Genomic DNA, 22,171 nt, shown 5'->3' with positions numbered 1-22,171 from the left:
GCGCCTATCATGTGCTGCGGGAAAGGAAGTCCCGACGGCGGCCTGAAAGATCGTTCGTCGCCTCGCATGCCTTCGTGCCGGACGCTCCTTCAAGGTGCGTCCGGCGTTGTCCGACTGTCTTGACTCGCAAGGGGAACCGGAAATGTTCAAAGATCATTCTCCCGGCAAGACGGCGCGCATTCTGCTGCGCGCGTTCGGCGTTGCGCTGGTGCTGATCGGCGCGGTGCTGGCCGTTGGCGGCCTGCGCCTGGTCGCGCTTGGCGGCTCCTGGTATTACCTGATCGCCGGCAGCGCATTGGCGCTGTCGGGAATCCTGTACCTGCTGCGGCGGCCAGCCGGTGCCTGGCTGTATGCCGCGGTATTCGTCGGCACCGTGGTCTGGGCCCTGTGGGAAGTGGGGCTGTCGTTCTGGCCGCTGGTGCCGCGACTGGCGCCGGTGCTGGTGCTGGCGCTGCTGGCGGCACTGTTGTGGCCGGCCTTGCGCGGCGACGTGCGGGTGCAGCGGCAATCCCGGTGGTTGGTCGCTGCACTGGGCGCCATCCTGATTGTCTGCGGTATGGCCATGTTCTTCCCGCACGGCGTGACCGGCATCGGCGCGGCCGGCGACGTGATCGCCGCGCCGGCGGCATCGGCGCCGGGCAACTGGCAGTACTACGGCCGCACGCCGCGCGGCACCCGTTTCACCCCGGCCGCGCAGATCACGCCCGACAACGTGGATCAGTTGCAGGTCGCCTGGACTTTCCGCACCGGCGAGCCGCCCAGTCCGTTCTCGGAGGACCAGAACACCCCGATCCAGGTCGGCGACAGCCTGTACCTATGCACGCCGATGAACCGGGTGATTGCGCTGGATGCGGACAGTGGCCGCGAGAAATGGCGCTACGACCCGCAAGTCGCCGATTCGCAGATCTGGAACCGCTGCCGCGGCGTCGGCTATTACGAACCCGCGGCCGTGCCCCGGCCGTTGCAGGCGACGGAGGACGATACGCCCGTCGCCGAAGCCGTTGCCGCGGACGTGCCGGCAGACGAGCCGGCTACCTGCCGGCGGCGGATCGTGCTGACCACGGTCGATGCGCGCCTGATCGAGATCGACGCCGATGATGGCCGGGTCTGCGCGGATTTCGGCGACAACGGCGAGGTCGACCTGAAGGTCGGCATGGGTGAGATCAAGCATGGCTACTACTTCCCGACCTCGATGCCGACGGTGGCGCAGAACCGGGTGATCGTCGGTGGCTGGGTGTTCGACGGCCGCTCGGTGGACGAGCCGTCCGGGGTGGTGCGCGCATTCGACGCCGATACCGGCGCGCTGGTCTGGGCCTGGGACCTGGGCAATCCCAAAATCACCCTGCTGCCTCCGGAAGGCGGCACCTACACCCGCGGCACCCCGAACGTGTGGTCGACCCCGGCCTTCGACGAAGCACTGGGGCTGATCTACCTGCCTACCGGCAATCAGGAACCCGATTTCTGGGGCGGGCACCGTTCACCGGCGGCGGATGAATACAGTTCGTCGGTAGTCGCGCTGGAACTGGCGACCGGGCGCGTGCGCTGGAAATTCCAGACCACCCACCACGATCTGTGGGACTACGACGTGCCCGCGCAGCCGGCGTTGTACGACATGCCCGACGGCAAGGGCGGCACCGTGCCGGCACTGGTCCAGGTGACCAAGCGCGGGCAGATCTTCGTGCTCGACCGCCGCGATGGCACCCCGATCACCGAGGTGGCGGAAAAGCCGGTGCCGCAGGAGCATGCCGAAGGCGACCGGGTCAGCCCGACCCAGCCGTACTCGGTCGGGATGCCGGCGATCGGCGCGCAGCCGCTGACCGAAAAGATGATGTGGGGCGCGACCTTCTTCGACCAGCTGGCCTGCCGCATCGCTTTCCGCAAGCTGCGCTACCTGGGTGATTTCAGCGCGCCGAGCACCGAGCCCACCCTGGTCTATCCGGGCAATTTCGGTGGCATGAACTGGGGCAGCGTGGCGATCGACGAATCCCGTGGCTATCTGTTCGTCAACGACATCCGCATCCCGCAGGTGATGCAGCTGATTCCGCGCGCGCAGCTGGATCCGGATGACGTGCAGGCGGGACACGGCGCCGGCAGCATCTATCCGATGGAAGGCACGCCCTTCGCCATCCGCAACGGGATGTTCAACTCGCCGCTGGGCGTGCCCTGTCACGCACCGCCGTGGGGAACCTATTCGGCGATCGACCTGAACACGCAGACCCTGCTCTGGCAGCGGCCTGCCGGTTCGGTCCGCGACGTCGTGGTCGGCGGCATGCACGTGACGATTCCGTTCGAGGTCGGCATGCCGACCCTGGGCGGCGGCGTCAGCACCGCTTCCGGGCTGGTGTTCCATGCCGGCACCCAGGATTACTTCCTGCGTGCGCTGGACATCGCCAGCGGCAAGGAGTTATGGAAGGGGCGGTTGCCGGTCGGGGCGCAGGCCACGCCGATGAGCTACGTTGCGCCGGGCAGCGGTCGCCAGTACGTGGTGGTTTCGGCCGGCGGCACCCGCGGTTCGCCCGATCGCGGCGATTACGTCATTGCCTACGCCTTGCCCGAGTCCGTGCCCTAGCCTCAACATGCCGCGCGGTGTCACGACCATCGTGGCCTCGCGCAACAACCCTGGAGATCACGATGTCGCTGAGCGGCAAGACCCTGTTCATCACCGGCGCCTCGCGCGGCATCGGCCTGGCCATCGCCCTGCGCGCCGCACGCGATGGCGCCAATGTCGTCGTTGCTGCCAAGTCCGAGGTGCCCAACCCGAAGTTGCCGGGCACCATCCACAGTGCGGCGAAAGCCATCGACGAGGCCGGCGGCCATGCGCTGGCGCTGAAATGCGACATCCGTGAAGAGGAGCAGGTGCGCGCCGCGGTTGCCGCTACCGTGGACGCCTTCGGCGGCATCGACATCCTGGTCAACAACGCCAGCGCGATCTGGTTGCGCGGCGCACTGGACACGCCGATGAAGCGTTTCGACCTGATGCAGCAGGTCAACGCGCGCGGCAGTTTCCTGTGCGCGCAGGCCTGCCTGCCGCACCTGCTGGAAGCGTCCAATCCGCATATCCTGACCCTGTGTCCGCCGCCGTCGCTGGATCCGAAGTGGTGGGCGCCGCACACCGGCTATACCCTGGCCAAGATGGGCATGAGCTTCGTCACCCTGGGCCTGGCCGCCGAATTCCGCGACCGGGGCATCGCGATCAATGCGCTGTGGCCGCGCACGCTGATCGCCACCGACGCGCTGAACATGATCCCCGGCGTGTCGTCCGCCAACGGCCGTCGCCCGGAGATCATGGCCGACGCTGCGCATGCGGTCCTGACCCGCCCGGCCGCCGGCTTCAGCGGCCACTTCCTGATCGACGACGAAGTGCTGGCCGAGGCCGGCGTCACCGACCTGTCCGGTTATGCGGTCGATCCTGCGCAACCGCTGTATCCGGACCTGTTCCTGGACTGAACGTTTCCTTCCGCAACTCGGACATCCCGATGAAATACCTGCACACGATGATCCGCGTCCGCGACCTGGACGCCACCCTGCGCTTCTTCTGCGACGGCCTGGGGCTGAAGGAAACCCGGCGCATGGACAACGAGAAGGGGCGCTACACGCTGGTGTTCCTGGCCGCCGACCAGACCCCGGACGCCGAGGTCGAGCTGACTTTCAACTGGCCGCCCGAAGATGGTTCGCCGCCGGAGGATTACGGCAGCGCGCGCAATTTCGGCCATCTGGCCTTCCGCGTCGAGGACATCTACGCCACCTGCGCGCACTTGCAGTCGATGGGCTACACCATCCACCGGCCACCGCGTGACGGGCACATGGCCTTTGTGCGCTCGCCCGACCTGATCTCGGTGGAACTGCTGCAGGACGGCCACCTGCCGCCGGCCGAGCCGTGGGCGTCGATGCCCAATACCGGCAGCTGGTAGCCGTCCGGCGCGTTCAGTCGACCCGGTTCATCGGTTCCGGGAGCGTGCCGCCGCACTGACGGCAGAAGCGCGCATCGGGGTCGTGGCCTTCCAGCCCGCAGTCCGGACAACCGCGCATGTCGTGGCGGTGACGGTGCTGTTCTTCGCGCAGACTGGTGGCCAGTTCGGCGGTATAGATGCCGGTCGGCACGGCGATGATGCTGTAGCCGATCAGGATCAGCACCGAGGTGATCATCCGCCCCAGCGGCGTCTGCGGCACCAGGTCGCCGAAGCCGACCGTGGCCATGGTGACGATGGCCCAGTACATGCTGGTCGGGATGCTGACGAAACCGTGTTCCGGACCTTCGACCAGATGCATCAGCGCGCCGGCGATCACGGTGATGGTCAGCACGGTGAACAGGAACACCAGGATCTTGCGCCGGCTGCGCCACATGGCGCGCATCAGCACGCTGCTTTCCTCGACGTAGCGGGTCAGCTTGAGGATGCGGAACAGGCGCAGGATGCGCAGGATGCGGATCACCAGCAGGTGCTGCGCGCCGGGCAGCAGCAGCGACAGATAGGTCGGCAGGATCGACACCAGATCGATCACGCCCCAGATGCTGGTGGCGTAGCGCAGCGGGCGCTTGACCACCAGCAGGCGCAGGGCGAATTCGGCGGTGAACAGGGCGGTGAACACCCACTCGGCCACGTACAGCCACGGCGCCCAGCGCGCGTGGATACTCGGGTCGCTGTCCAGCATCACGGTGATTACGCTGAGCAGAATCGCGCACACCAGCAGCAGGTCGAAATTGCGCGAGGCCGGGGTGTCGTGGCGGTAGATGATGTCGAACCAGCGCCGGCGCCAGCCGGTGTCACGGGCCGGGTTGAGCTGGGGGGCGGACAGGGGACGCATCGGCGCATTGTGCCCGATGCGCCGGAATGCGTCAGAATTGGCAGCTTGCTCCTTCCTTCGTTTCCCTTGCCGCAGACGTCGCCATGAACCGCACCGAATCGCTGTTGCCGTTGTCCGAGAACTACCTGCCGGTGTATCGGCAACGCCCGATGGTGCTGGACCGCGGCCAGGGTTCGCGGTTGTGGGATGTCGAAGGCCGCGAGTACGTCGATTTCGCCGCCGGCATCGCCGTGTGCAGCCTGGGCCACGGCCATCCGGCCCTGCTGGCCGCGCTGACCGAGCAAGCCGGCAAGCTGTGGCATACCAGCAACGTCTTCCACAGCGAGCCGCCGCTGCGGCTGGCCGCCGAACTGGTGGCCGCCTCGCGCTTCGCCAGCCGGGTGTTCCTGACCAATTCGGGCGGCGAGGCCAATGAGGCCGCGATCAAGCTGGTGCGCAAACGCGCCGCCGCACTCGGCCGGGCGCCGGAGCAGCGGGTCATCGTCACCTTCAAGGGCAGCTTCCACGGCCGCACCCTGGCAACGGTCACCGCGACCGCGCAGCCGAAATACCAGCAGGGCTACGAGCCGCTGCCCGCCGGTTTCCGCTACGTCGATTTCAACGACCTGGCGCAGCTGGAAGCGGTCATGGCCGGCGGCGACGTCGCTGCGGTGATGCTGGAGCCGGTGCAGGGCGAAGGCGGGGTGATGCCGGTCGCGCCGGGCTTCCTGGCTGGCGTGCGCGCGCTGTGCGACCGTCACGACGCGCTGCTGGTGCTGGACGAAATCCAGTGCGGCATGGGCCGCACCGGGCCGCTGTTCGCCCACTGGCACGACGGCGTCAAACCGGACATCGTTACCCTGGCCAAAGCGCTGGGCAGCGGTTTTCCGGTCGGGGCGATGCTGGCCGGGCCGAAGGTGTCCGACGTCATGCAGGTCGGCGACCACGGCTCCACCTTCGGCGGCAATCCGCTGGCCGCGGCGGTCGCGCGCGCGGCGTTGCGCGAACTGTCCTCGCCGCAGATCGTGGCCAACGTGGCTGCGCAGTCGCAGGCGCTGCGCGAGGGCCTGCTGAAGATCGACGAAGAGTTCGGCGTGTTCTCCGAAGTGCGCGGGCGCGGACTGATGCTGGGCGCGGTGCTGCGTCCCGAATACGCCGGCCGCGCCGCCGAAATGATGGCGCTGGCCGGCGATGCCGGCGTGCTGCTGCTGCAGGCCGGCCCGGACGTGTTGCGCTTGGTGCCGGCGCTGACCATCGCCGATGCCGACGTGGCCGAAGGCCTGGCACGGCTGCGCACGGCGATGGCCGGGTTCGCCGGCCGCTGAGTGCAGCGGGAAACGGTTACCGGTTCGCGGCGACCTCTGCGAACGCCGCGCGCGCGGCCTCCAGCGTGGCCGCGACGATGGCATCGTCGTGCGCGCTGGAGACGAAGCCGGCCTCGTAGGCCGAGGGCGCCAGGAACACGCCATGTTCCAGCATGGCGTGGAAGAAGCGGTTGAAGGCGGCGATGTCGCAAGCGGTCGCCTGTGCATAGGTTTCGACCTTTTCGCCGGTGAAGAACAGGCCGAACATCGCCCCGACCTGATTGGTCGTTACCGGCACGCCCGCATCCTTCGCCGCGGCTTCCAGTCCCGCACACAAGGTGGCGGTGCTGCGCGACAGCGATTCGTGGAAGCCGGGCGCCTGGATCAGCTCCAGCATCGCCAGTCCGGCCGCCATCGCCACCGGGTTGCCGCTCAGCGTTCCAGCCTGATAGATCGGGCCAGCCGGCGCGATTTGCTGCATCAGCTCGCGGCGACCGCCGTAGGCGCCGACCGGCATGCCGCCGCCGATGATCTTGCCGAACGTGGTCAGGTCCGGTGTCACCCCGTAATGGGCTTGCGCGCCGCCCAGCGCCACCCGGAAGCCGGTCATTACCTCGTCCAGGATCAGCAGCGCGCCGTGCTGGGTGCACAGTTCGCGCAGGTGTTGCAGGTAACCCGGTCGCGGCGGGATGCAGTTGGCGTTGCCGACCACCGGCTCGACGATCACGCAGGCGATTTCGCCGCCGATCTCGTCGAACAGTTGGGTCGCGCCGTCGAAATCGTTGTAGCTCAGCGTCGAGGTCAGCTCGCTCAGCCCGGCCGGCACGCCCGGCGAGGTCGGTACGCCCAGGGTCAGCATGCCGCTGCCGGCCTTGACCAGGAACGAGTCGCCGTGGCCGTGGTAGCAGCCTTCGAACTTGACGATCCGGCCGCGTCCGGTGGCACCGCGCGCCAGCCGGATCGCCGACAGCGTGGCCTCGGTGCCGGAATTGACCATCCGCACCATTTCACAGGACGGCACCAGCCGGGCGATGGTTTCGGCCATCGTCACCTCGGCCGGGCACGGCGCGCCGAACGACAGGCCGTCGCGCACCGCCTTCTCGACCGCTTCGCGCACCGCCGGATGGTTGTGGCCGACGATCATTGGCCCCCACGAACCGACATAGTCGATGTAGCGGTTGCCGTCCACGTCGAACAGGTACGGGCCTTCGGCGCGTTGCACGAAGAACGGCTCGCCTCCGACCGACTTGAAGGCGCGGACCGGCGAGTTGACGCCGCCGGGCAGCAGTTGCTGCGCGCGGGCGAACAGGGCGTGGGAGCGATCGTGGTTCATGTCGGGCAATCCAGGGGTCGGTTCGAATCGAAACAGGCATGGTAGGCGGCCACCGCCGACAGCGGATCGGCGGCGGCGAACACGCCGGCAACCACCGCCAGCAGGTCGGCGCCGGCCTGCACCAGCGGCGCGGCATTGGCCGGGGTGATGCCGCCAATCGCCACCCGCGGCACGCCCAGCGCCGCTGCTTCGGCGAGCAGGCGCGGATCGGCGTGGCGGGTAGTCGTCTTGGTGGTGGTGGGGAAGAACGCGCCGAAGGCCACGTAGCTGGCGCCGGCGGCAACCGCGCGGTGGGCGCGGCCGATGTCGTCGTAGCAGGACGCGCCGATGATCGCGTCCGGGCCCAGTGCCTGCCGCGCCGCGGCGATGTCGCCGTCGTCTTCGCCCAGATGCACGCCTGCCGCGCCGACCGCGTGGGCCAGGGCGAAGTCGTCGTTGACGATCAGCGGGACATTGGCGCTTGCGCACAGCGCCTGCAGCACCGTGGCCTGTTCGCGCCGCAAACCGGCGTCGGCCGCCTTGTTGCGGTACTGCAGCCAAGCGATGCCGGCATCCAGCAGCGGCGCCACGCGCGCCAGCAGGCGCGCGGTGTCGGCTTCGTCGGGGGTGATCGGGTACAGCCCGCGGACATTGGCGGCGCATCGGTTCATTGATGGCTTCCGGTGCAGGGGCGCGGGATGGGACAATGCGGGCTCACGCCTGCCATTATCCCCCCGAATGAGCGAAGACACCGATAGCGTCAACACCTACCGCAGCTGGATGTGCGTGGTCTGCGGTTTCGTCTACCACGAAGCGGACGGCCTGCCGGAAGAGGGCATCGCCCCCGGCACCCGCTGGGAAGACGTGCCCGACACCTGGACCTGTCCCGACTGCGGCGCGACCAAGGAAGATTTCGAGATGGAGATGCTCGCTTGAGTGCGAACGAGCCCTCCGCGACGGCATGGCTGGACGCCGTCGAGTTGCAAACCGGCCCCGACCCGCAATGGACGGTGCTGTGGCTGCACGGCCTGGGCGCCGACGGCAACGACTTCGCCCCGATCGTGCCGGAACTGGTGCGGCAGGACTGGCCGGCGTTGCGGTTCGTGTTCCCGCACGCGCCGGTGCGGGCAGTGACCATCAACAACGGCTACCGCATGCGCGCCTGGTACGACATCGTCGGCATGGATTTCGCCACCCGCGCCGATGCCGCCGGGATCGACGAATCGATGGCCCAGGTCGAGGCGCTGATCGAACGCGAACGGCAGCGCGGGGTCGAGCCTTCGCGCCTGCTGCTGGCCGGCTTCTCGCAGGGCGGCGCCATCACCCTGGCCCTGGGTACGCGACGCACGCAGCCGCTGGCGGGGTTGATCGCGTTGTCGACCTATCTGCCGGGCATGGACGTGCTGGACAGCTTCCTCGCGCCGGCGTCGTTGGCGCAGCCGGTATTCATGGCCCATGGCAGCGGCGATCCGGTGATTCCGCAACTGCATGCCGAGCGCAGCGCGCAGGCGATGCGGAACGCCGGTTACGCCCTGGAGTGGCACAGCTATCCGATGGCGCACCAGGTCTGCGCCGAGGAAATCCGCGACCTGGGCGACTGGATGTCGGCGCGCTTCGCCAGCTGATTCCCGGTCCGTCACTGCGCGCGCATTGGCTTGCGGCGTCCGCCATGGCTACTATGCGACGAGCGGCCCAACCGGTCGCCGGGCGCCATCGGGAGGGGATCTGCCGTGCAAGCCGTCGCCATGCACACGACGATGAAGGTCCTGATCGTCGACGACGAGCCGCTGGCGCGCGAACGCCTGCGTTCGCTGCTGGGTACATGTGCGGACGCGGAAGTGGTCGCCGAAGCCGACGGCGGCGAGGCCGCGTTGCAGGCCTGTTCGCGGTTCCAGCCGGACGTGGTCCTGCTGGACATCGCCATGCCGGGAATGGACGGGCTTGAGGTGGCACGCCATCTGGCCGCGTTCGAGCCGCGTCCGGCGGTGATTTTCTGTACCGCCTACGACGAGCATGCGTTGTCGGCATTCGAGGCGGCGGCGATCGATTACTTGGTCAAGCCAGTGCGCGCCGACCGCCTGGCGACGGCGCTGGAGCGCGCACGCGTGTTCATCGCCGGCCGCGAGCAGCAGGTGCCGGTGGCGGGCAAGCCGCCGCGCACCCATCTGTGTGCGCGCCTGCGCGGCAGCATGCGCCTGATACCGGTCGACGAGGTCCGTTACCTGCAGGCCGAGGAGAAATACGTGGTGGTGCACCATGCGCGCGGCGAGGATCTGATCGAGGAGTCGCTGAAATCGCTGGAGGAGGAATTCGGTCCGCGATTGCTGCGCATCCATCGGAATTGCCTGGTGGCGCGGCACGAACTGGTCGAGCTGAGGCGCAATCCCGACGGTCGCGTGCATGCCATCCTGCGCCACGGCGAGCAGCCGCTGGAGGTCAGCCGTCGCTGCGTGACCCAGTTGCGGGAAGCGTTGCGCCACCTCTGAGCCCGCCGGCGACGGCATAATGGCGGGATGCAGATCCTGCGCATCGCCACCCGCAAGAGCCCGCTCGCCCTGTGGCAGAGCGAACACGTCGCTGAACGCCTGCGCGCCGCACGGCCCGGACTGGAGGTCGTGCTGGTGCCGATGAGCACCCGCGGCGACGAAGTGCTGGACCGGTCGCTGGCGGCGATCGGCGGCAAGGGCCTGTTCCTGAAGGAACTGGAACTGGCGATGCTGCGCGGCGAAGCCGACTGCGCGGTGCATTCGCTGAAGGACGTGCCGATGGAACTGGAGCCCGGCTTCGCCCTGCCGGCGGTGCTGGCGCGCGCCGATCACGCCGACGCCTTCGTCAGCAACGACCACGCCGGGCTGGACGCGCTGCCGCACGGCGCGCGGGTGGGCACGTCCTCGTTGCGCCGGCAGGCGCAGTTGCGCGCGCGGCGTCCCGACCTGCAATTGCTGGACCTGCGCGGCAACGTCAACACGCGGCTGGCCAAGCTGGACGCCGGCGAGTACGACGCCATCGTGCTGGCTTGCGCGGGCCTGCAGCGGCTGGGATTCGGCGCGCGCATCCGCCAGCGTCTGGACGCGCCCGACTGGCTGCCGGCGCCGGCGCAGGGCGCCATCGCGGTGGAATGCCGCAGCGACGATGCTGCCGCCAAGGCGCTGCTGGCCGAGTTGGACGATGCACCGACCCGGCGATGCGTGGCGGCAGAGCGGGCGATGAACCTGGCTCTGCACGGCAGCTGCCATGTACCGGTGGCGGCTTATACGATGCAATCACCGGCAGGGCTGCAATTGCAGGGGCTGGTCGGTTCCGCTACCGACGGCCGTCTGGTGCGCGCCGAAGCCACCGGCGACGAGGCCGATGCGTTGGGCCGCCGGCTGGCCGAAATGCTGCTGGCGCAGGGCGCAGGCGAATTGCTGGCCCAGGCTTGAGTGGCGGAAATGGCCGGGCAACGAAAAACGCCGCCCGAGGGCGGCGTTTTCCATCCTGCCGTGCCGGCAATGCTCAGAAGCCGTAAACCACGTTCAGCGTGGTCAGCGAATCGGTCTTCTTGGTGCCGGGCAGCACGTCGGTGTTGTGGCGCACTTCCAGTCCGGCTTTCAGCGCCAGTGCTTCGGTCATCTGCACCTGCAGACCAAGGTCGTTCTTGGCGTAGGTGTTGTCCGAGCCGGCTTCGATCAGCAGGGTGTCGTAGATCGACGTGGTCTCGGTCAGCTGGTGGCCGAAATCCATGAAGCCGCGCAGCACCGCCTCGTTGTTGTGGATCTGTACGTCCTGCAACTTGGCCCAGCGGTAGCCGGGGCCGATCTCGAAGGTCAGGTGGGTGGCGTCGTTCTTGATCGCCTCGTAGCCGTAGCCGAAGGCGGCGGTCCACTGGTATTCGTTGGCGGTGAAGTGGTCGCGCTCGTTGCGCAGCGATCCGAACAGGTAGCTGCGATCGCCCAGCCGGTAGCCGCTGGTGCCGTACAGCTCGTAGCGGTAGGCGCTTTCGACGTCGTCCTGCTCGCCGTACAGGAACGAGGCGCCGAATGCATTCTTCCACCTGCCGGCCTCCTTGCCGAGGTTGAGCTTGCCGACCAGGGTCGAACTGTCGGTATTGCCCTTGGAAACGGCCAGGCCCAGTTCGCCCTGTCCGCTCCAGTCCTGGGTGTCCTCGGCCTGCGCGATGGCAGGGGCGGCCATCGCGGCCAGAAGGGCAAGAACCAGATGCTGACGCATGCGTAACTCCGTGAAGAATGGGGGAAAACGCCGGCAGGACGCCGGCGTGGGCCGCCATTCTTCACATTGCGGGTGAATCGGGCCGAAACGTTGCCGGCCCGATGCGGGTCGATCGGGTCCGGACTCAGGGCGAGTCGATGCGGATGTCCGGATCGTTGTAGCGGCCGTAGCGGATCGTCATCCGGTAGGGCTTGCCCTGCGCCTGGCCGGTGTTGACCAGTTGCAGCGGCAGGCCGTCCTCGGCGATCCAGAGCGTGAGCTCTTCGTTTTGCGATGGGCCATGGCCGACCCGGTACTTGTGCGCGGGCTGGCCCTCGACGGCGTCCTTGCCCAGGTCCGACACTTCCAGCCGGGCGCGGTTTTCTTCCAGCTTCAGCGGATCGCGCCACTGGTTCAGGCTGTCCCTGGGCAGGGGCAGGGGCAGGGTCACCTTCTGTCCGTCGGCCTGCAGGTACATGGTGTTGCCGATGATGACTTGGGTGCCCATCGGCATCGACATGCGGTAGCGGTCCGGCGCCACGTAGTCCAGTTCGCTGGTCATCGACTGCGGACCTTCCATGACCATGATGGCGTGGAAGCTGTCCACGCCGAGGAAGGCCTGCATCGATGCGGCGACCTTCTGCTTCGGATCGTCCGCGACCGGATCCGTCGCAGGGGCGACGGCCGTTGCCGCGGCCCCGGCTTCGGCGGGTTGCGTCGCCGGCAGGGCGGCATCGCCGCTGGGCCGGCAGGCGGCGGCCAGCAAGGCGGTGCAGATCACGGTCAGCGGCAGGCGAGGCATGGATCTCTCCAGTGGAGGAGCAGCGGATGCGGCGCACGGCCGCGTCGGGCGCCTGAAAGCGGCGCCTTCCCCGGACCGAACGAATGCAATCCCCGTTGACACGGCCAACGCAGCGGTGCGGCGGAAACGGCCATGCCCCGGCATAATGGCCGCAGACGACCGCGGGCCCGGGACATGGACAAGATCGAGCGCATCACCGCACTGCACCGCATCCTCAAGGCCGCCCGCTACCCGGTCACGGTGCGACGGCTGCAGGATGAACTGGGGTGCTCGCGGGCCACCGCCTATCGTGACCTGGCCTATCTGCGCGACGCGCTGATGGCACCGATCGAAGGCGACGGCGAGGCCGGCTTCCGCTATGCGGCCGGCGAGGGCGACCGGTTCGAACTTCCCGGCCTGTGGCTGAGTTCGGAAGAGCTGTACGCCCTGCTGGCGGCGCAGCAGTTGCTGTCGCGCACCACCGGCGGCGTGCTGTCCAGCGCGCTGGCGCCGTTGCAGAAGCGTATCGAGAGCCTGCTGGCCGACCACGCCGGGGTCGCGCAATGGCCGGTGGAGCGGGTGCGGGTCATCCCGCATCGCGGCCGCAAACTCGACGAGGCCGGGTTCCGCACCGTTGCCGCGGCGGTGCTGGAGCGGCGACGGCTGCAGTTCGAATACCGCGCGCGCTCCACCGACGAACGCACGCGCCGCACGGTATCGCCGCAGCGGATCACCCACTACCGCGACAACTGGTATCTGGACGCCTGGGACCACGAGCGCGAAGGCTTGCGCAGCTTCGCCGCCGACCGCATCAGTCAGGCGCGCATGCTCGACGAAACGACTACCGACATCGGCAGCGAGCAGTTGAGCCAGCATCTGGCCTCCAGCTACGGCATCTTTTCCGGCGAGCCGAAAGGCTGGGCGACCATCGTGTTCAGCGCCAAGGCGGCGCGCTGGGTGGCCGACGAGCAGTGGCATTCGAAGCAGCAGGGCCGTTTCCTGCCCGACGGCCGCTACGAACTGAAGGTGCCGTACAGCGCCTCGCGCGAGCTGCTGATGGACGTGCTGCACTACGGCGCCGATGCCGAGATTGTCGCCCCGCCGGTATTGCGCGAACAGGCCAAGTCGCTGCTGGCACTGGCGCTGGGCAACTACGAGCACTGATCGCGGCGACCGTCGCAACCCGTGAGATGACCGGCAGGCACGCTGTGCGCAACATCGCCGCCGGAGTTGTCGCCATGCCCCGCCTTGTTCCGCACCGTCGCCATTCCCGCCACGTCTCCTCGCCCTGTCCGCGCCTGACGCAGGCGTTGTGTGCCCTGACCCTGACCGGCCTGGCCCTGGTCGCGGTGCTGCCGGCCACGCGGGGCCATAGCGAAGTCTTCGGCTGGTGGCCGCTGTGGCTGGTCGGGATGCCGGCCAGCGCCTGGTGGGCGCTGTATCGGTTCCGGCTGCCGGTTCGCCGCGCCGCCGCAGGCCGCCTCCCGCAGGCCCGGCGGCTGGTTCCGATCAGGGTGGCCTGACCTTCGGCAGGTGGGAAGGGCGGGTCGCTGTGATAGCGTGAAAGGCTGTCCATTTCCCGCGGTGTCGATCCATGATCAAGCTGTCTTCCTCGCTGCTGCTGGCCGGTCTTGCCGCGGCGGGCGCCGCCCCTGCTCAGGAGCCCCCCGTGTCCGACCCGTACCAGTGGCTGGAAGCCGTGACCGACGACAAGGCGCTGGACTGGGTTCGCGAGCAGAACGCCAAGGCCGAAGCCGAACTGGCCGCGACCCCGGAATTCCGTCAACTGGAATCCGAGTTGCTGGCCATCTATGACTCCGACGCCAAGATCCCCGGCGTCTACAAGCAGGGCGACTGGTACTACAACTTCTGGCGCGACAAGCAGCACGAGCGCGGCATCTGGCGCCGCACCACGCTGGCCGAATACCGCAAGCCGCAGCCGCAGTGGGAAACGGTGCTCGATCTGGATGCGCTGAACGCCGCCGAGGGCGAGAACTGGGTCTGGCACGGTGCCAGCTGCCTGAAGCCGGATTACCGCCGCTGCCTGATTTCCCTGTCGCGCGGCGGCGCCGACGCCGACGTGACCCGCGAATTCGACCTGTCGAAGAAGGAGTGGGTGGAGGACGGCTTCTTCCGCCCGGAGGCCAAGGGCGGGCTCGGCTGGATCGACGAGGACAGTGTGTACGTCTTCACCGATTTCGGCGACGGCAGCCTGACCAGTTCCGGCTATCCGCGCATCGTCAAGGAATGGAAGCGCGGCACGCCGCTGGCTGACGCGAAGGTCGTTTACGAAGGCGGGCCCGACGACATGTACATCGCCGCCTACCATGACGACACTCCCGGCTTCGAACGCGATTTCGTCAGCCGCACGCTGGCCTTCTACAACGACGAGCTGTTCCTGCGCGGCGCCGACGGCGCGCTGACCCGGATCGACGCGCCGAATTCGGCCAACAAGGGCGTGTACCGCGAATGGCTGACGCTGGAGCTGCGCGAGCCGTGGACGGTGGGCGGCAAGACCTATGCCGCAGGTTCGTACTTGGCAACCCGCTTCGACGACTTCATGGCCGGCATGCGCGATTTCGACGTGCTGTTCGAACCGACCGAGCGCACCTCGCTGGCCGGCGTCACGTTGACCCGCAACCACATCGTTCTGAACGTGCTGGAGGACGTGAAGAACAAGCTGAGCGTACTGACTTACGCCGACGGCAAGTGGGCGTCGGCACCGATGCAGGTCGGTTCGCTCGACAACGGCACCACCAGCGTCTCTGCGGTCGATGCCGACGAAAGCGATGCGATCTGGCTGACCGTCACCGACTATCTGACCCCGACCACGCTGGTCCTGGCCGAGGCCGGCGGCCCGGCCGATGCGCTGGAGGTGCTGAAGTCGATGCCCGCGTTCTTCGACGCCTCGAAGCACGTCATCGAGCAGCACTTCGCGACCTCGAAGGATGGCACCCGGATCCCGTATTTCCTGGTGCGGCCGAAGGACCTGCATTACGACGGCGACACCCCGACCCTGCTGTACGGCTATGGCGGCTTCGAGATTTCGCTGACGCCGGGCTACTCCGGCGGCATCGGCAAGGGCTGGCTGGAGCGCGGCGGCGTGTACGCGGTGGCCAACATCCGCGGCGGCGGCGAATACGGCCCGCGCTGGCACCAGGCCGCGCTGAAGGCCAACCGGCACAAGGCCTACGAGGACTTCGCTGCGGTCGCGCAGGACCTGATCGCGCGCAAGGTGACCTCGCCCAAGCGCCTGGGCATCCGCGGCGGCAGCAACGGCGGCCTGCTGACCGGCAACATGCTGGTCCAGTATCCGGAACTGTTCGGCGCGGTGGTCATCCAGGTGCCGCTGCTGGACATGAAACGCTACAGCCACCTGCTGGCCGGTGCCTCGTGGATGGCCGAATACGGCGATCCCGACACGGCCGACTGGGAGTTCATCCGCAGCTTCTCCCCGTATCACCTGTTCGATCCGAAGCGCGACTACCCGCCGACCCTGCTGCTGACCTCGACCCGCGACGATCGCGTGCACCCGGGCCATGCGCGCAAGATGATGGCGAAGATGTCCGCGGCCGGAAAAGACGTGCGTTACTACGAAAACATCGAGGGCGGCCACGGCGGCGCAGCCAACAACCGCCAGTCCGCGCACATGGATGCGCTCTACCTGACCTTCCTGTGGCAGCAACTGGGCAAACCCTGATAACGGCGGAACCGGCCGTTGTCCCGACACGAGCGGACCCCATATGAAACCGACCTCCTTCCTGTTCGCAATCGCACTGATGAACATTCCCGTCACCTCCGTACTGGCCGCTGCGGCCACGCCTCCCGACGCCGAAAAGCGGCCGCACGTGGTCAAGGCGCCGCACGGCGCCGAGCGCAACGACGAGTACTACTGGCTGCGCGACGACGCCCGCGAGGACAAGGCCATGCTGGCCTACCTGAAGGCGGAGAACGCCTATGCCGACCAGCTGCTGGCGCCGCTGAAGCCGCTGCAGGACACGCTGTACGGCGAAATCGTCGGCCGCATCAAGCAGGACGACAGCTCGGTGCCGTACCGCGAGCGTGGCTGGTGGTACTACAGTCGCTTCGAGACCGGCAAGGATTACCCGGTGCACGCGCGCCGGCAGGACGGCCCGGGCGTGGACGCGCTATCGATCCAGAAGGCCAACGAGGCCGGCGATTTCGCCGGTGAGCAGGTGCTGCTGGACGTCAACGCGCTCGGCGAAGGCAAGGATTACTACAACGTCGGCGATTACGAGGTCAGCCAGGACAACCGGCTGCTCGCCTACGCCGACGACACCAACGGCCGTCGCCAGTACACAATCCGTTTCAAGGATCTGGAAAGCGGCGAACTGCTGCCGGACATGATCGCCAACGCCGAACCCAACCTGGTCTGGGCCGACGACAACCGCACCCTGTTCTACGTCGACAAGGATCCGGAAACCCTGCTCAGCAAGCGGGTCAAGAAGCACGTGCTGGGCAGCCCCGCCGGCGACGACGCGCTGGTCTACGAGGAGCCGGACGACAGCTTCTACATGGGCATCGGCCGCACCCGCGACGACAAGTACATCGTCATCGGCGTCAGCAGTACGGTGTCCAGCGAATACCGTTACGCACCGGCCGCCGATCCGCGCGAATTCACCGTACTGGCCCCGCGCGAACGCGACGTCGAATACCTCCCCGACCATCTGGGTGACCACTGGACGATCCGTACCAACGCCCCCGGCGCTGACGGCAAGCCGGCGACCAACTTCAAGCTGGTCACCGCGGCCGACGGCTCGAACTCGCGCAAGGACTGGACCGACTGGGTGGCGCATCGCGACGACGTGCTGGTCGAAGGCTTCGAGCTGTTCGACGGGTTCACCGTGGTCGCCGAACGCTCCAACGCGCTGGAGCGCTTGCGCATCATTCGCGACGGCGGTGGCGAGGAATACGTCAAGGCTGACGAGCCGGCCTATTCGATGGGGCTGTCGACCAATGCGGAAAGCAATACCGACTGGCTCCGTTACCGCTATACCTCGATGACCACGCCGTCGACGACCTACGAGCTGAACGTCAGGACCGGCGAGCGCCGGCTGCTGAAGCAGCAACCGGTCCCCGGCTACGATCCGGCGAACTACGTGACCGAGCGGCTGTGGGCGACCGCCCGCGATGGCACCAGGATTCCGGTCTCTCTGGTCTACCGCAAGGGGTTCCGCAAGGATGGCAGCGCCGCCCTGCTGCAATACGGCTACGGCAGCTACGGCGCCTCGATGGACCCGGGGTTCAGCGTCACCACGGTCAGCCTGCTCGACCGCGGCATGGTCTACGCCATCGCCCACATCCGTGGCGGCGAAGAGATGGGCCGCAAGTGGTACGAGGACGGCAAGCTACTGCACAAGCTCAACACCTTCACCGACTTCATCGACGTCACCGACGCCCTGGTCGAACAGGGCTATGCGGCTCGCAACCGGGTGGCCGCCTACGGTGGCAGCGCCGGTGGCCTGCTGATGGGTGCGGTAGCCAACATGGCGCCGGAGAAATACGCGGTGGTCCTGTCGCAGGTGCCGTTCGTCGACGTGGTCACCACCATGCTCGATCCCAGCATCCCGCTGACCACCAACGAATACGATGAATGGGGCAACCCCGAGCAGAAGACCTACTACGACTACATGCTGACCTATTCGCCGTACGACAACCTGCGTGCGCAGGACTATCCGGCCATGTTCGTCGGCACCGGGCTATGGGATTCGCAGGTACAGTACTGGGAACCGGCCAAGTACGTGGCGCGGTTGCGCGACCTGGACACCAGCGACAAGCCGGTGGTGTTCCGGGTCAATATGGACGCCGGCCACGGCGGCAAGTCCGGACGCTTCCGCCGCTATCGCGAGCAGGCCGAGATGTACGGCTTCATGCTCGACCAGCTCGGCGTGGATGGCCCGGGCGCGAAGTGAGCTGGATGCGGGCGGTTTGAACGAACGAACGCCGGGACAACCCGGCGTTCTTTTTTGTCGTGGACGCGAGCAGGCCGCGCGCGATGCGGTTACCTTTGCCGTCGAAGATGCCTTCCGATCCGGCCGACATGCATGACCCGCCTTCCGATCCGGCTTCGCCGCGACCGACGCGCCTGCGCTGGGCCTGGTGGCTGCTGGCCTATGCCAGCCTGGGCACGGGCATCGTCGGCATCTTCGTGCCGGGGCTGCCGACCACGGTCTTCGTGCTGATCGCCGCCTATGCCGCCGCGCGCGGTTCCGAGCGGCTGCATCGACAGCTGCTGGCGCATCCCCGCTTCGGCCCGGTCATCCGCGACTGGCAGGCGCAGGGGGCGGTGTCGCGACGGGCCAAGCGCGCGGCGACCTGGACGATGCTGGCCTGCGCCGCGACCCTGCTGATCCTGCCGCTGTGGATCGACGGCCACCGCTGGTGGATGAGTGCTCTCCCGATCACCTGCATGGCCGTAGTGGCTGTCTGGCTGTGGCGACGGCCGGAACCGCATTGACGGCAGTGCAGCTCCGGCCGCGCGGTTCATTCATGGCTGGCTATACTGGCACGCATGAATCGATCGCTCCGCTTCCTTTCCGCCGGCCTGTTGCTGGTCATGCTGGCCGCCTGTGGCGCCAAGGGGCCGCTGTTCCTGCCGGAGAAGCCGGCCGTCGAACCGGTCGTGCCGGCCGACGACGCGACAGAGGGCGAAGCCGAACCGGCGCCGACCGCGCAGGACACTCCGTCCGCGCGGCATTGACGGCACGGCCATGGGGCTGAAGTTCGACAAAATGCATGGGGCGGGCAACGATTTCGTCGTGCTCGACCTGCGCGATGGTGCGCCGCCGCCGGATGCGGCCCTGGCTGCGCGGCTGGCCGACCGCCATTTCGGCGTCGGCTGCGACCAGATCCTGACCATCGAGACGCCGCGCGCGGACGGTTCGGTGGCGTCGTACCGGATCTGGAATGCCGATGGCTCCAATTCGCAGCAATGCGGCAACGGTGCCCGTTGCGTCGCCGCCTGGCTGGTGCGCGACGGCGCGGCAGTAGGGGATGCCTTCCGCATCGACAGTCCCGTGGCCACGCATGCGGTACAGGCGCTGGGCGATGGCGAATACGCCATCGAACTGGGCGTGCCGGACTTTGCGCCGGCCAGGATACCGATGTCCGGATTCGCGCAGGCGCAGGACGAATACGCCGTTGTCGTCGATGGCGCCGAGTTGTGTTTCGGCGCGGTATCGATGGGCAACCCGCATGCCGTGATCGAGGTGGCCGACGTCGCCTCGACGCCTGTTGATGCAATCGGCCGTCGCCTGCAAGGGGACGCAATCTTCCCGGAATCGGTCAACGTAGGTTTCGCCGAAATCGTCGCCTGCGATCATGTGCGCCTGCGTGTTTACGAGCGCGGCGTTGGCGAAACCTTGGCCTGCGGCAGCGGCGCCTGCGCGGCGGCGGCGGTGTTGATGCGGCGGGGACGCATCGGGCGCGAGGCCACGATATCGCTGCCGGGCGGCGATTTGCGTATCCGCTGGCCTGCGGACGACGCACAGGTCATCATGTCCGGGCCAACGGCATTCGTATTCGAAGGGGAATTCCACCCATGAGCGACACCCAGGAAAAACTCGGCGCCCACGAAGTGGCCGCATGGCTGCGCCGGCATCCCAACTTCCTGAAACAGTTCCCGGACCTGGCGTTGAGCCTGGTGGTGCCGCGCGAGGAAGGACAGACCGCGTCGCTGGCCAGCTACCAGCTGGAAGTGCTGCGCGACAAGAACCGTGAACTGTCGCGGCGGCTGACCGAACTGTTCGCCAATGCGCAGGAAAACGAGCGGCTGGCGGTGCGCACGCACCAGCTGACCCTGTCGGTGCTGAAGCAGGACAACGCCGCCGACGCGGTGCGGGCGATGGCGGCATCGCTGAAGGAGGACTTCAAGGGCGACCGGGTCCGGATCGTGCTGTTCAAGCCGGTGTCGGGGCTGGAAGAAGACACCGAATGGCTGCAGGTAGTCGATCACACCAGCCCGTACCTGTCCACGTTCCGCGACTGTCTCAACGACGGCGAGCCGATCTGCGGCCGCCTGCACCCGGACAAGAACGCCCTGCTGTACGGCGACCGTGCCGGCGAGATCAATTCCACCGCTCTGTTGCCGCTGCCGGTGGTCGGCCTGGTCGCGGTGGGCAGTCAGGACGGCAATCGCTTCTATCCCGGTATGGGTACGCTGTTCCTGCGCATGATGGGCGAAGCGCTGGCTACGGCACTCAAGCGTTTCAATGCCTGAGCGCTTGCCGCGTCGTTGCCGGTGACGGTGCAGGATGGGCACGGTCGATGACTTCCTGACCCATCTGCAGGTCGAGCGCCGGGTCTCGGCGCACACGCTGGATGCGTATCGGCGCGATCTGTCCGCATTGCAGGACTGGTCGCATGCGCAGAGTGAAGCCGATCTGGCCGGATTGAACACCGAGCAGGTGCGCGCCTTCGTCGCCTCGGAACACCGTCGCGGTTTGTCGCCGAAGACATTGCAGCGCCGATTGTCGGCCTGTCGCAGCTTCTATGCCTGGCTGCTGCGGCACGGGCGCATCGCCGCCGACCCCACCGCTGGCGTGCGTGCGCCGAAGGCCGCGCGCAAGCTGCCGCAGGTGCTCGATGCCGACGAGGCGATGCGCCTGGTCGAAGTGCCGACCGACGCGCCGCTGGGTCGTCGCGACCGTGCCCTGCTGGAGCTGTTCTATTCCTCCGGCCTGCGTTTGAGCGAATTGTGCGGCCTGCGCTGGCGCGACCTGGATCTGGCGGGCGGCTTCGTCAACGTGCTGGGCAAGGGCAACAAGCAGCGCATCGTCCCGGTCGGCTCGCATGCGCGCGCGGCACTGGCCGAGTGGCGGCAGGAGCGTGCGGCCGGCGACGAGGCTTTCGTCTTTCCGGGACGCGGCGACGGGCCGATCTCGCAGCGTGCGGTGCAGATCCGGATCAAGCAGCTGGCGCAGCGCCAGGGCCTGTTCAAGCACGTGCACCCGCATATGCTGCGGCACAGTTTCGCTAGTCATATCCTCGAATCCTCCGGAGACCTGCGTGGGGTGCAGGAGCTGCTCGGCCACGCCGACATTGCCACCACCCAGATCTACACCCACCTGGATTTCCAGCACTTGGCCCGGGTCTACGACGAGGCCCATCCGCGGGCGAAACGGCGCGGCAAGGACAAGGGCTGACCGCCGGACCGCGCGTTCTGTTCCGCTGCGGCCGCCCTTGAATCCCCTGCCGCTGCCCCCAGATCGCTTCGACACTCCGGAGGCGACATGGACCCCAGCCAGAACCCCAACGTGTTCCACGCCACGACCATCCTGTCGGTGCGCCGCAACGGCAAGGTCGCCGTGGCCGGCGATGGCCAGGTGACGCTGGGCCATACGGTGATGAAGGGCAATGCGCGCAAGGTGCGGCGGCTGGGCAAGGACGGCCAGGTGCTGGCCGGGTTTGCCGGCGCGGCGGCCGACGCCTTCACCCTGTTCGAGTTGTTCGAGGCCAAGCTGGAGAAGCACGGCCAGCTGACCCGGGCCGCAGTGGAACTGGCCAAGGACTGGCGCACCGAACGCCGTCTCGGCAAGCTGGAGGCGTTGCTGGCGGTCGCCGACAGGGAAACCTCGCTGATCATCGGCGGCACCGGCGACGTGATCGAACCGGAAGACGGCATCATCGCCATCGGTTCCGGCGGTTCCTATGCGTTGTCGGCCGCACGCGCGTTGCTCGCGCATACCGAACTCGACGCCCGCACCATCGCCACCGAAGCGCTCAACATCGCCGGCGACATCTGCATCTACACCAATCGCAACGTTGTCGTCGAGGAACTCTGAT

General features: G+C 67.7%; 23 protein-coding genes. 18 read left to right on the top strand and 5 right to left on the bottom strand.

The window, feature by feature from the left end:
- The first annotated feature begins 142 nt into the window (after positions 1–142).
- From CSC70_RS00525 to CSC70_RS00515, 3 genes are all read left to right on the top strand, one after another.
- Complete coding sequence (locus CSC70_RS00525) at positions 143–2,569, top strand: membrane-bound PQQ-dependent dehydrogenase, glucose/quinate/shikimate family (protein ID WP_162454686.1); 2,427 nt, start codon at positions 143–145, stop codon at positions 2,567–2,569.
- Positions 2,570–2,631: 62 nt separating this feature from the next.
- The gene (locus tag CSC70_RS00520) at positions 2,632–3,447 is read left to right on the top strand and encodes an SDR family oxidoreductase (protein ID WP_162454685.1); all 816 of its coding nucleotides are present in this window, start codon (positions 2,632–2,634) and stop codon (positions 3,445–3,447) included.
- Between the two features lie 29 nt (positions 3,448–3,476).
- Positions 3,477–3,911: a VOC family protein gene (locus CSC70_RS00515; protein WP_162454684.1), complete on the top strand. Its 435-nt coding sequence runs from the start codon at positions 3,477–3,479 to the stop codon at positions 3,909–3,911.
- 13 nt (positions 3,912–3,924) lie between these two features.
- Here CSC70_RS00515 and CSC70_RS00510 read toward each other — a convergent pair whose 3' ends face one another.
- Positions 3,925–4,803: an ion transporter gene (locus tag CSC70_RS00510; protein WP_162454683.1), complete on the bottom strand. Its 879-nt coding sequence runs from the start codon at positions 4,801–4,803 to the stop codon at positions 3,925–3,927.
- Between the two features lie 83 nt (positions 4,804–4,886).
- Between CSC70_RS00510 and CSC70_RS00505 the strand changes: the two genes are divergently transcribed.
- Positions 4,887–6,107, top strand: a complete 1,221-nt coding sequence (locus CSC70_RS00505) for an acetylornithine/succinylornithine family transaminase (RefSeq protein ID WP_162454682.1) — start codon at positions 4,887–4,889, stop codon at positions 6,105–6,107.
- 16 nt (positions 6,108–6,123) lie between these two features.
- Here the strand turns inward: CSC70_RS00505 and hemL are convergent, their stop codons facing one another.
- On the bottom strand, positions 6,124–7,419 hold the full coding sequence (hemL, locus tag CSC70_RS00500; RefSeq protein WP_162454681.1) for a glutamate-1-semialdehyde 2,1-aminomutase: 1,296 nt from the start codon (positions 7,417–7,419) through the stop codon (positions 6,124–6,126).
- The gene (gene thiE, locus CSC70_RS00495) at positions 7,416–8,069 is read right to left on the bottom strand and encodes a thiamine phosphate synthase (RefSeq protein ID WP_162454680.1); all 654 of its coding nucleotides are present in this window, start codon (positions 8,067–8,069) and stop codon (positions 7,416–7,418) included. The genes hemL and thiE overlap by 4 nt, the downstream gene beginning before the upstream one ends.
- Positions 8,070–8,136: 67 nt before the next feature.
- Between thiE and CSC70_RS00490 the strand changes: the two genes are divergently transcribed.
- From CSC70_RS00490 to hemC, 4 genes are all read left to right on the top strand, one after another.
- Positions 8,137–8,334 carry a rubredoxin gene (locus CSC70_RS00490; protein WP_162454679.1) on the top strand — a complete coding sequence of 66 codons (198 nt, stop codon included), beginning with the start codon at positions 8,137–8,139 and terminating at the stop codon, positions 8,332–8,334.
- Between the two features lie 29 nt (positions 8,335–8,363).
- A complete protein-coding gene (locus tag CSC70_RS00485) occupies positions 8,364–9,023 on the top strand; it encodes an alpha/beta hydrolase (RefSeq protein WP_162455300.1) in 660 nt (219 codons plus the stop codon).
- A 132-nt stretch (positions 9,024–9,155) separates the two neighbouring features.
- Positions 9,156–9,884, top strand: coding sequence for a LytR/AlgR family response regulator transcription factor (locus CSC70_RS00480; RefSeq protein ID WP_162455299.1), 729 nt, complete (start codon positions 9,156–9,158; stop codon positions 9,882–9,884).
- Between the two features lie 27 nt (positions 9,885–9,911).
- Complete coding sequence (gene hemC, locus CSC70_RS00475; protein ID WP_162454678.1) at positions 9,912–10,820, top strand: hydroxymethylbilane synthase; 909 nt, start codon at positions 9,912–9,914, stop codon at positions 10,818–10,820.
- 73 nt (positions 10,821–10,893) lie between these two features.
- Here the strand turns inward: hemC and CSC70_RS00470 are convergent, their stop codons facing one another.
- Positions 10,894–11,607: a DUF481 domain-containing protein gene (locus CSC70_RS00470; protein WP_162454677.1), complete on the bottom strand. Its 714-nt coding sequence runs from the start codon at positions 11,605–11,607 to the stop codon at positions 10,894–10,896.
- Positions 11,608–11,731: 124 nt separating this feature from the next.
- On the bottom strand, positions 11,732–12,388 hold the full coding sequence (locus CSC70_RS00465; protein ID WP_162454676.1) for a hypothetical protein: 657 nt from the start codon (positions 12,386–12,388) through the stop codon (positions 11,732–11,734).
- A 174-nt stretch (positions 12,389–12,562) separates the two neighbouring features.
- On the opposite strand from CSC70_RS00465, the gene CSC70_RS00460 reads away from it, so the two are divergent.
- From CSC70_RS00460 to hslV, 10 genes are all read left to right on the top strand, one after another.
- Positions 12,563–13,531, top strand: coding sequence for a helix-turn-helix transcriptional regulator (locus tag CSC70_RS00460; protein ID WP_162454675.1), 969 nt, complete (start codon positions 12,563–12,565; stop codon positions 13,529–13,531).
- Positions 13,532–13,605: 74 nt separating this feature from the next.
- Entirely contained in the window at positions 13,606–13,890 is a 285-nt protein-coding gene (locus tag CSC70_RS00455; RefSeq protein ID WP_162454674.1) for a hypothetical protein, read from the top strand.
- Positions 13,891–13,961: 71 nt separating this feature from the next.
- Positions 13,962–16,067 carry a prolyl oligopeptidase family serine peptidase gene (locus tag CSC70_RS00450; protein ID WP_162454673.1) on the top strand — a complete coding sequence of 702 codons (2,106 nt, stop codon included), beginning with the start codon at positions 13,962–13,964 and terminating at the stop codon, positions 16,065–16,067.
- Positions 16,068–16,110: 43 nt separating this feature from the next.
- Positions 16,111–18,300 (top strand): S9 family peptidase, encoded by a 2,190-nt coding sequence (locus CSC70_RS00445; RefSeq protein ID WP_162454672.1) that lies wholly within the window; start codon positions 16,111–16,113, stop codon positions 18,298–18,300.
- Between the two features lie 128 nt (positions 18,301–18,428).
- Entirely contained in the window at positions 18,429–18,845 is a 417-nt protein-coding gene (locus tag CSC70_RS00440; RefSeq protein WP_162455298.1) for a YbaN family protein, read from the top strand.
- Between the two features lie 54 nt (positions 18,846–18,899).
- A complete protein-coding gene (lptM, locus tag CSC70_RS00435) occupies positions 18,900–19,088 on the top strand; it encodes an LPS translocon maturation chaperone LptM (RefSeq protein WP_162454671.1) in 189 nt (62 codons plus the stop codon).
- 10 nt (positions 19,089–19,098) lie between these two features.
- Entirely contained in the window at positions 19,099–19,932 is an 834-nt protein-coding gene (gene dapF, locus CSC70_RS00430; RefSeq protein ID WP_162454670.1) for a diaminopimelate epimerase, read from the top strand.
- Positions 19,929–20,606, top strand: a complete 678-nt coding sequence (locus CSC70_RS00425) for a DUF484 family protein (RefSeq protein WP_162454669.1) — start codon at positions 19,929–19,931, stop codon at positions 20,604–20,606. Before dapF ends, CSC70_RS00425 begins: the two co-directional genes overlap by 4 nt.
- Before the next feature lie 34 nt (positions 20,607–20,640).
- On the top strand, positions 20,641–21,531 hold the full coding sequence (xerC, locus tag CSC70_RS00420) for a tyrosine recombinase XerC (RefSeq protein WP_162454668.1): 891 nt from the start codon (positions 20,641–20,643) through the stop codon (positions 21,529–21,531).
- An 87-nt stretch (positions 21,532–21,618) separates the two neighbouring features.
- A complete protein-coding gene (hslV, locus tag CSC70_RS00415; RefSeq protein WP_162454667.1) occupies positions 21,619–22,170 on the top strand; it encodes an ATP-dependent protease subunit HslV in 552 nt (183 codons plus the stop codon).
- Position 22,171: the final 1 nt, after the last annotated feature.

It is taken from the genome of Pseudoxanthomonas kalamensis DSM 18571 (genome assembly GCF_010211745.1).
Lineage (GTDB): Bacteria > Pseudomonadota > Gammaproteobacteria > Xanthomonadales > Xanthomonadaceae > Pseudoxanthomonas_A > Pseudoxanthomonas_A kalamensis.
This window is presented reverse-complemented; position numbering and strand designations above follow the sequence as displayed.

What these genes read in the sequence shown, in the direction of transcription:
- CSC70_RS00455 (WP_162454674.1), top strand. Translation starts at nt 13,606, where the DNA reads ATGCCCCGCCTTGTTCCGCACCGTCGCCATTCCCGCCACGTCTCCTCG.
- CSC70_RS00480 (WP_162455299.1), top strand. Translation starts at nt 9,156, where the DNA reads ATGAAGGTCCTGATCGTCGACGACGAGCCGCTGGCGCGCGAACGCCTG.
- CSC70_RS00490 (WP_162454679.1), top strand. Translation starts at nt 8,137, where the DNA reads ATGAGCGAAGACACCGATAGCGTCAACACCTACCGCAGCTGGATGTGC.
- dapF (WP_162454670.1), top strand. Translation starts at nt 19,099, where the DNA reads ATGGGGCTGAAGTTCGACAAAATGCATGGGGCGGGCAACGATTTCGTC.
- CSC70_RS00450 (WP_162454673.1), top strand. Translation starts at nt 13,962, where the DNA reads ATGATCAAGCTGTCTTCCTCGCTGCTGCTGGCCGGTCTTGCCGCGGCG.
- CSC70_RS00505 (WP_162454682.1), top strand. Translation starts at nt 4,887, where the DNA reads ATGAACCGCACCGAATCGCTGTTGCCGTTGTCCGAGAACTACCTGCCG.
- CSC70_RS00425 (WP_162454669.1), top strand. Translation starts at nt 19,929, where the DNA reads ATGAGCGACACCCAGGAAAAACTCGGCGCCCACGAAGTGGCCGCATGG.
- CSC70_RS00440 (WP_162455298.1), top strand. Translation starts at nt 18,429, where the DNA reads ATGCATGACCCGCCTTCCGATCCGGCTTCGCCGCGACCGACGCGCCTG.
- hemL (WP_162454681.1), bottom strand. Translation starts at nt 7,419, where the DNA reads ATGAACCACGATCGCTCCCACGCCCTGTTCGCCCGCGCGCAGCAACTG.
- CSC70_RS00525 (WP_162454686.1), top strand. Translation starts at nt 143, where the DNA reads ATGTTCAAAGATCATTCTCCCGGCAAGACGGCGCGCATTCTGCTGCGC.
- lptM (WP_162454671.1), top strand. Translation starts at nt 18,900, where the DNA reads ATGAATCGATCGCTCCGCTTCCTTTCCGCCGGCCTGTTGCTGGTCATG.
- thiE (WP_162454680.1), bottom strand. Translation starts at nt 8,069, where the DNA reads ATGAACCGATGCGCCGCCAATGTCCGCGGGCTGTACCCGATCACCCCC.
- CSC70_RS00515 (WP_162454684.1), top strand. Translation starts at nt 3,477, where the DNA reads ATGAAATACCTGCACACGATGATCCGCGTCCGCGACCTGGACGCCACC.
- hemC (WP_162454678.1), top strand. Translation starts at nt 9,912, where the DNA reads ATGCAGATCCTGCGCATCGCCACCCGCAAGAGCCCGCTCGCCCTGTGG.
- CSC70_RS00520 (WP_162454685.1), top strand. Translation starts at nt 2,632, where the DNA reads ATGTCGCTGAGCGGCAAGACCCTGTTCATCACCGGCGCCTCGCGCGGC.
- hslV (WP_162454667.1), top strand. Translation starts at nt 21,619, where the DNA reads ATGGACCCCAGCCAGAACCCCAACGTGTTCCACGCCACGACCATCCTG.
- CSC70_RS00510 (WP_162454683.1), bottom strand. Translation starts at nt 4,803, where the DNA reads ATGCGTCCCCTGTCCGCCCCCCAGCTCAACCCGGCCCGTGACACCGGC.
- CSC70_RS00460 (WP_162454675.1), top strand. Translation starts at nt 12,563, where the DNA reads ATGGACAAGATCGAGCGCATCACCGCACTGCACCGCATCCTCAAGGCC.
- CSC70_RS00445 (WP_162454672.1), top strand. Translation starts at nt 16,111, where the DNA reads ATGAAACCGACCTCCTTCCTGTTCGCAATCGCACTGATGAACATTCCC.
- xerC (WP_162454668.1), top strand. Translation starts at nt 20,641, where the DNA reads ATGGGCACGGTCGATGACTTCCTGACCCATCTGCAGGTCGAGCGCCGG.
- CSC70_RS00465 (WP_162454676.1), bottom strand. Translation starts at nt 12,388, where the DNA reads ATGCCTCGCCTGCCGCTGACCGTGATCTGCACCGCCTTGCTGGCCGCC.
- CSC70_RS00470 (WP_162454677.1), bottom strand. Translation starts at nt 11,607, where the DNA reads ATGCGTCAGCATCTGGTTCTTGCCCTTCTGGCCGCGATGGCCGCCCCT.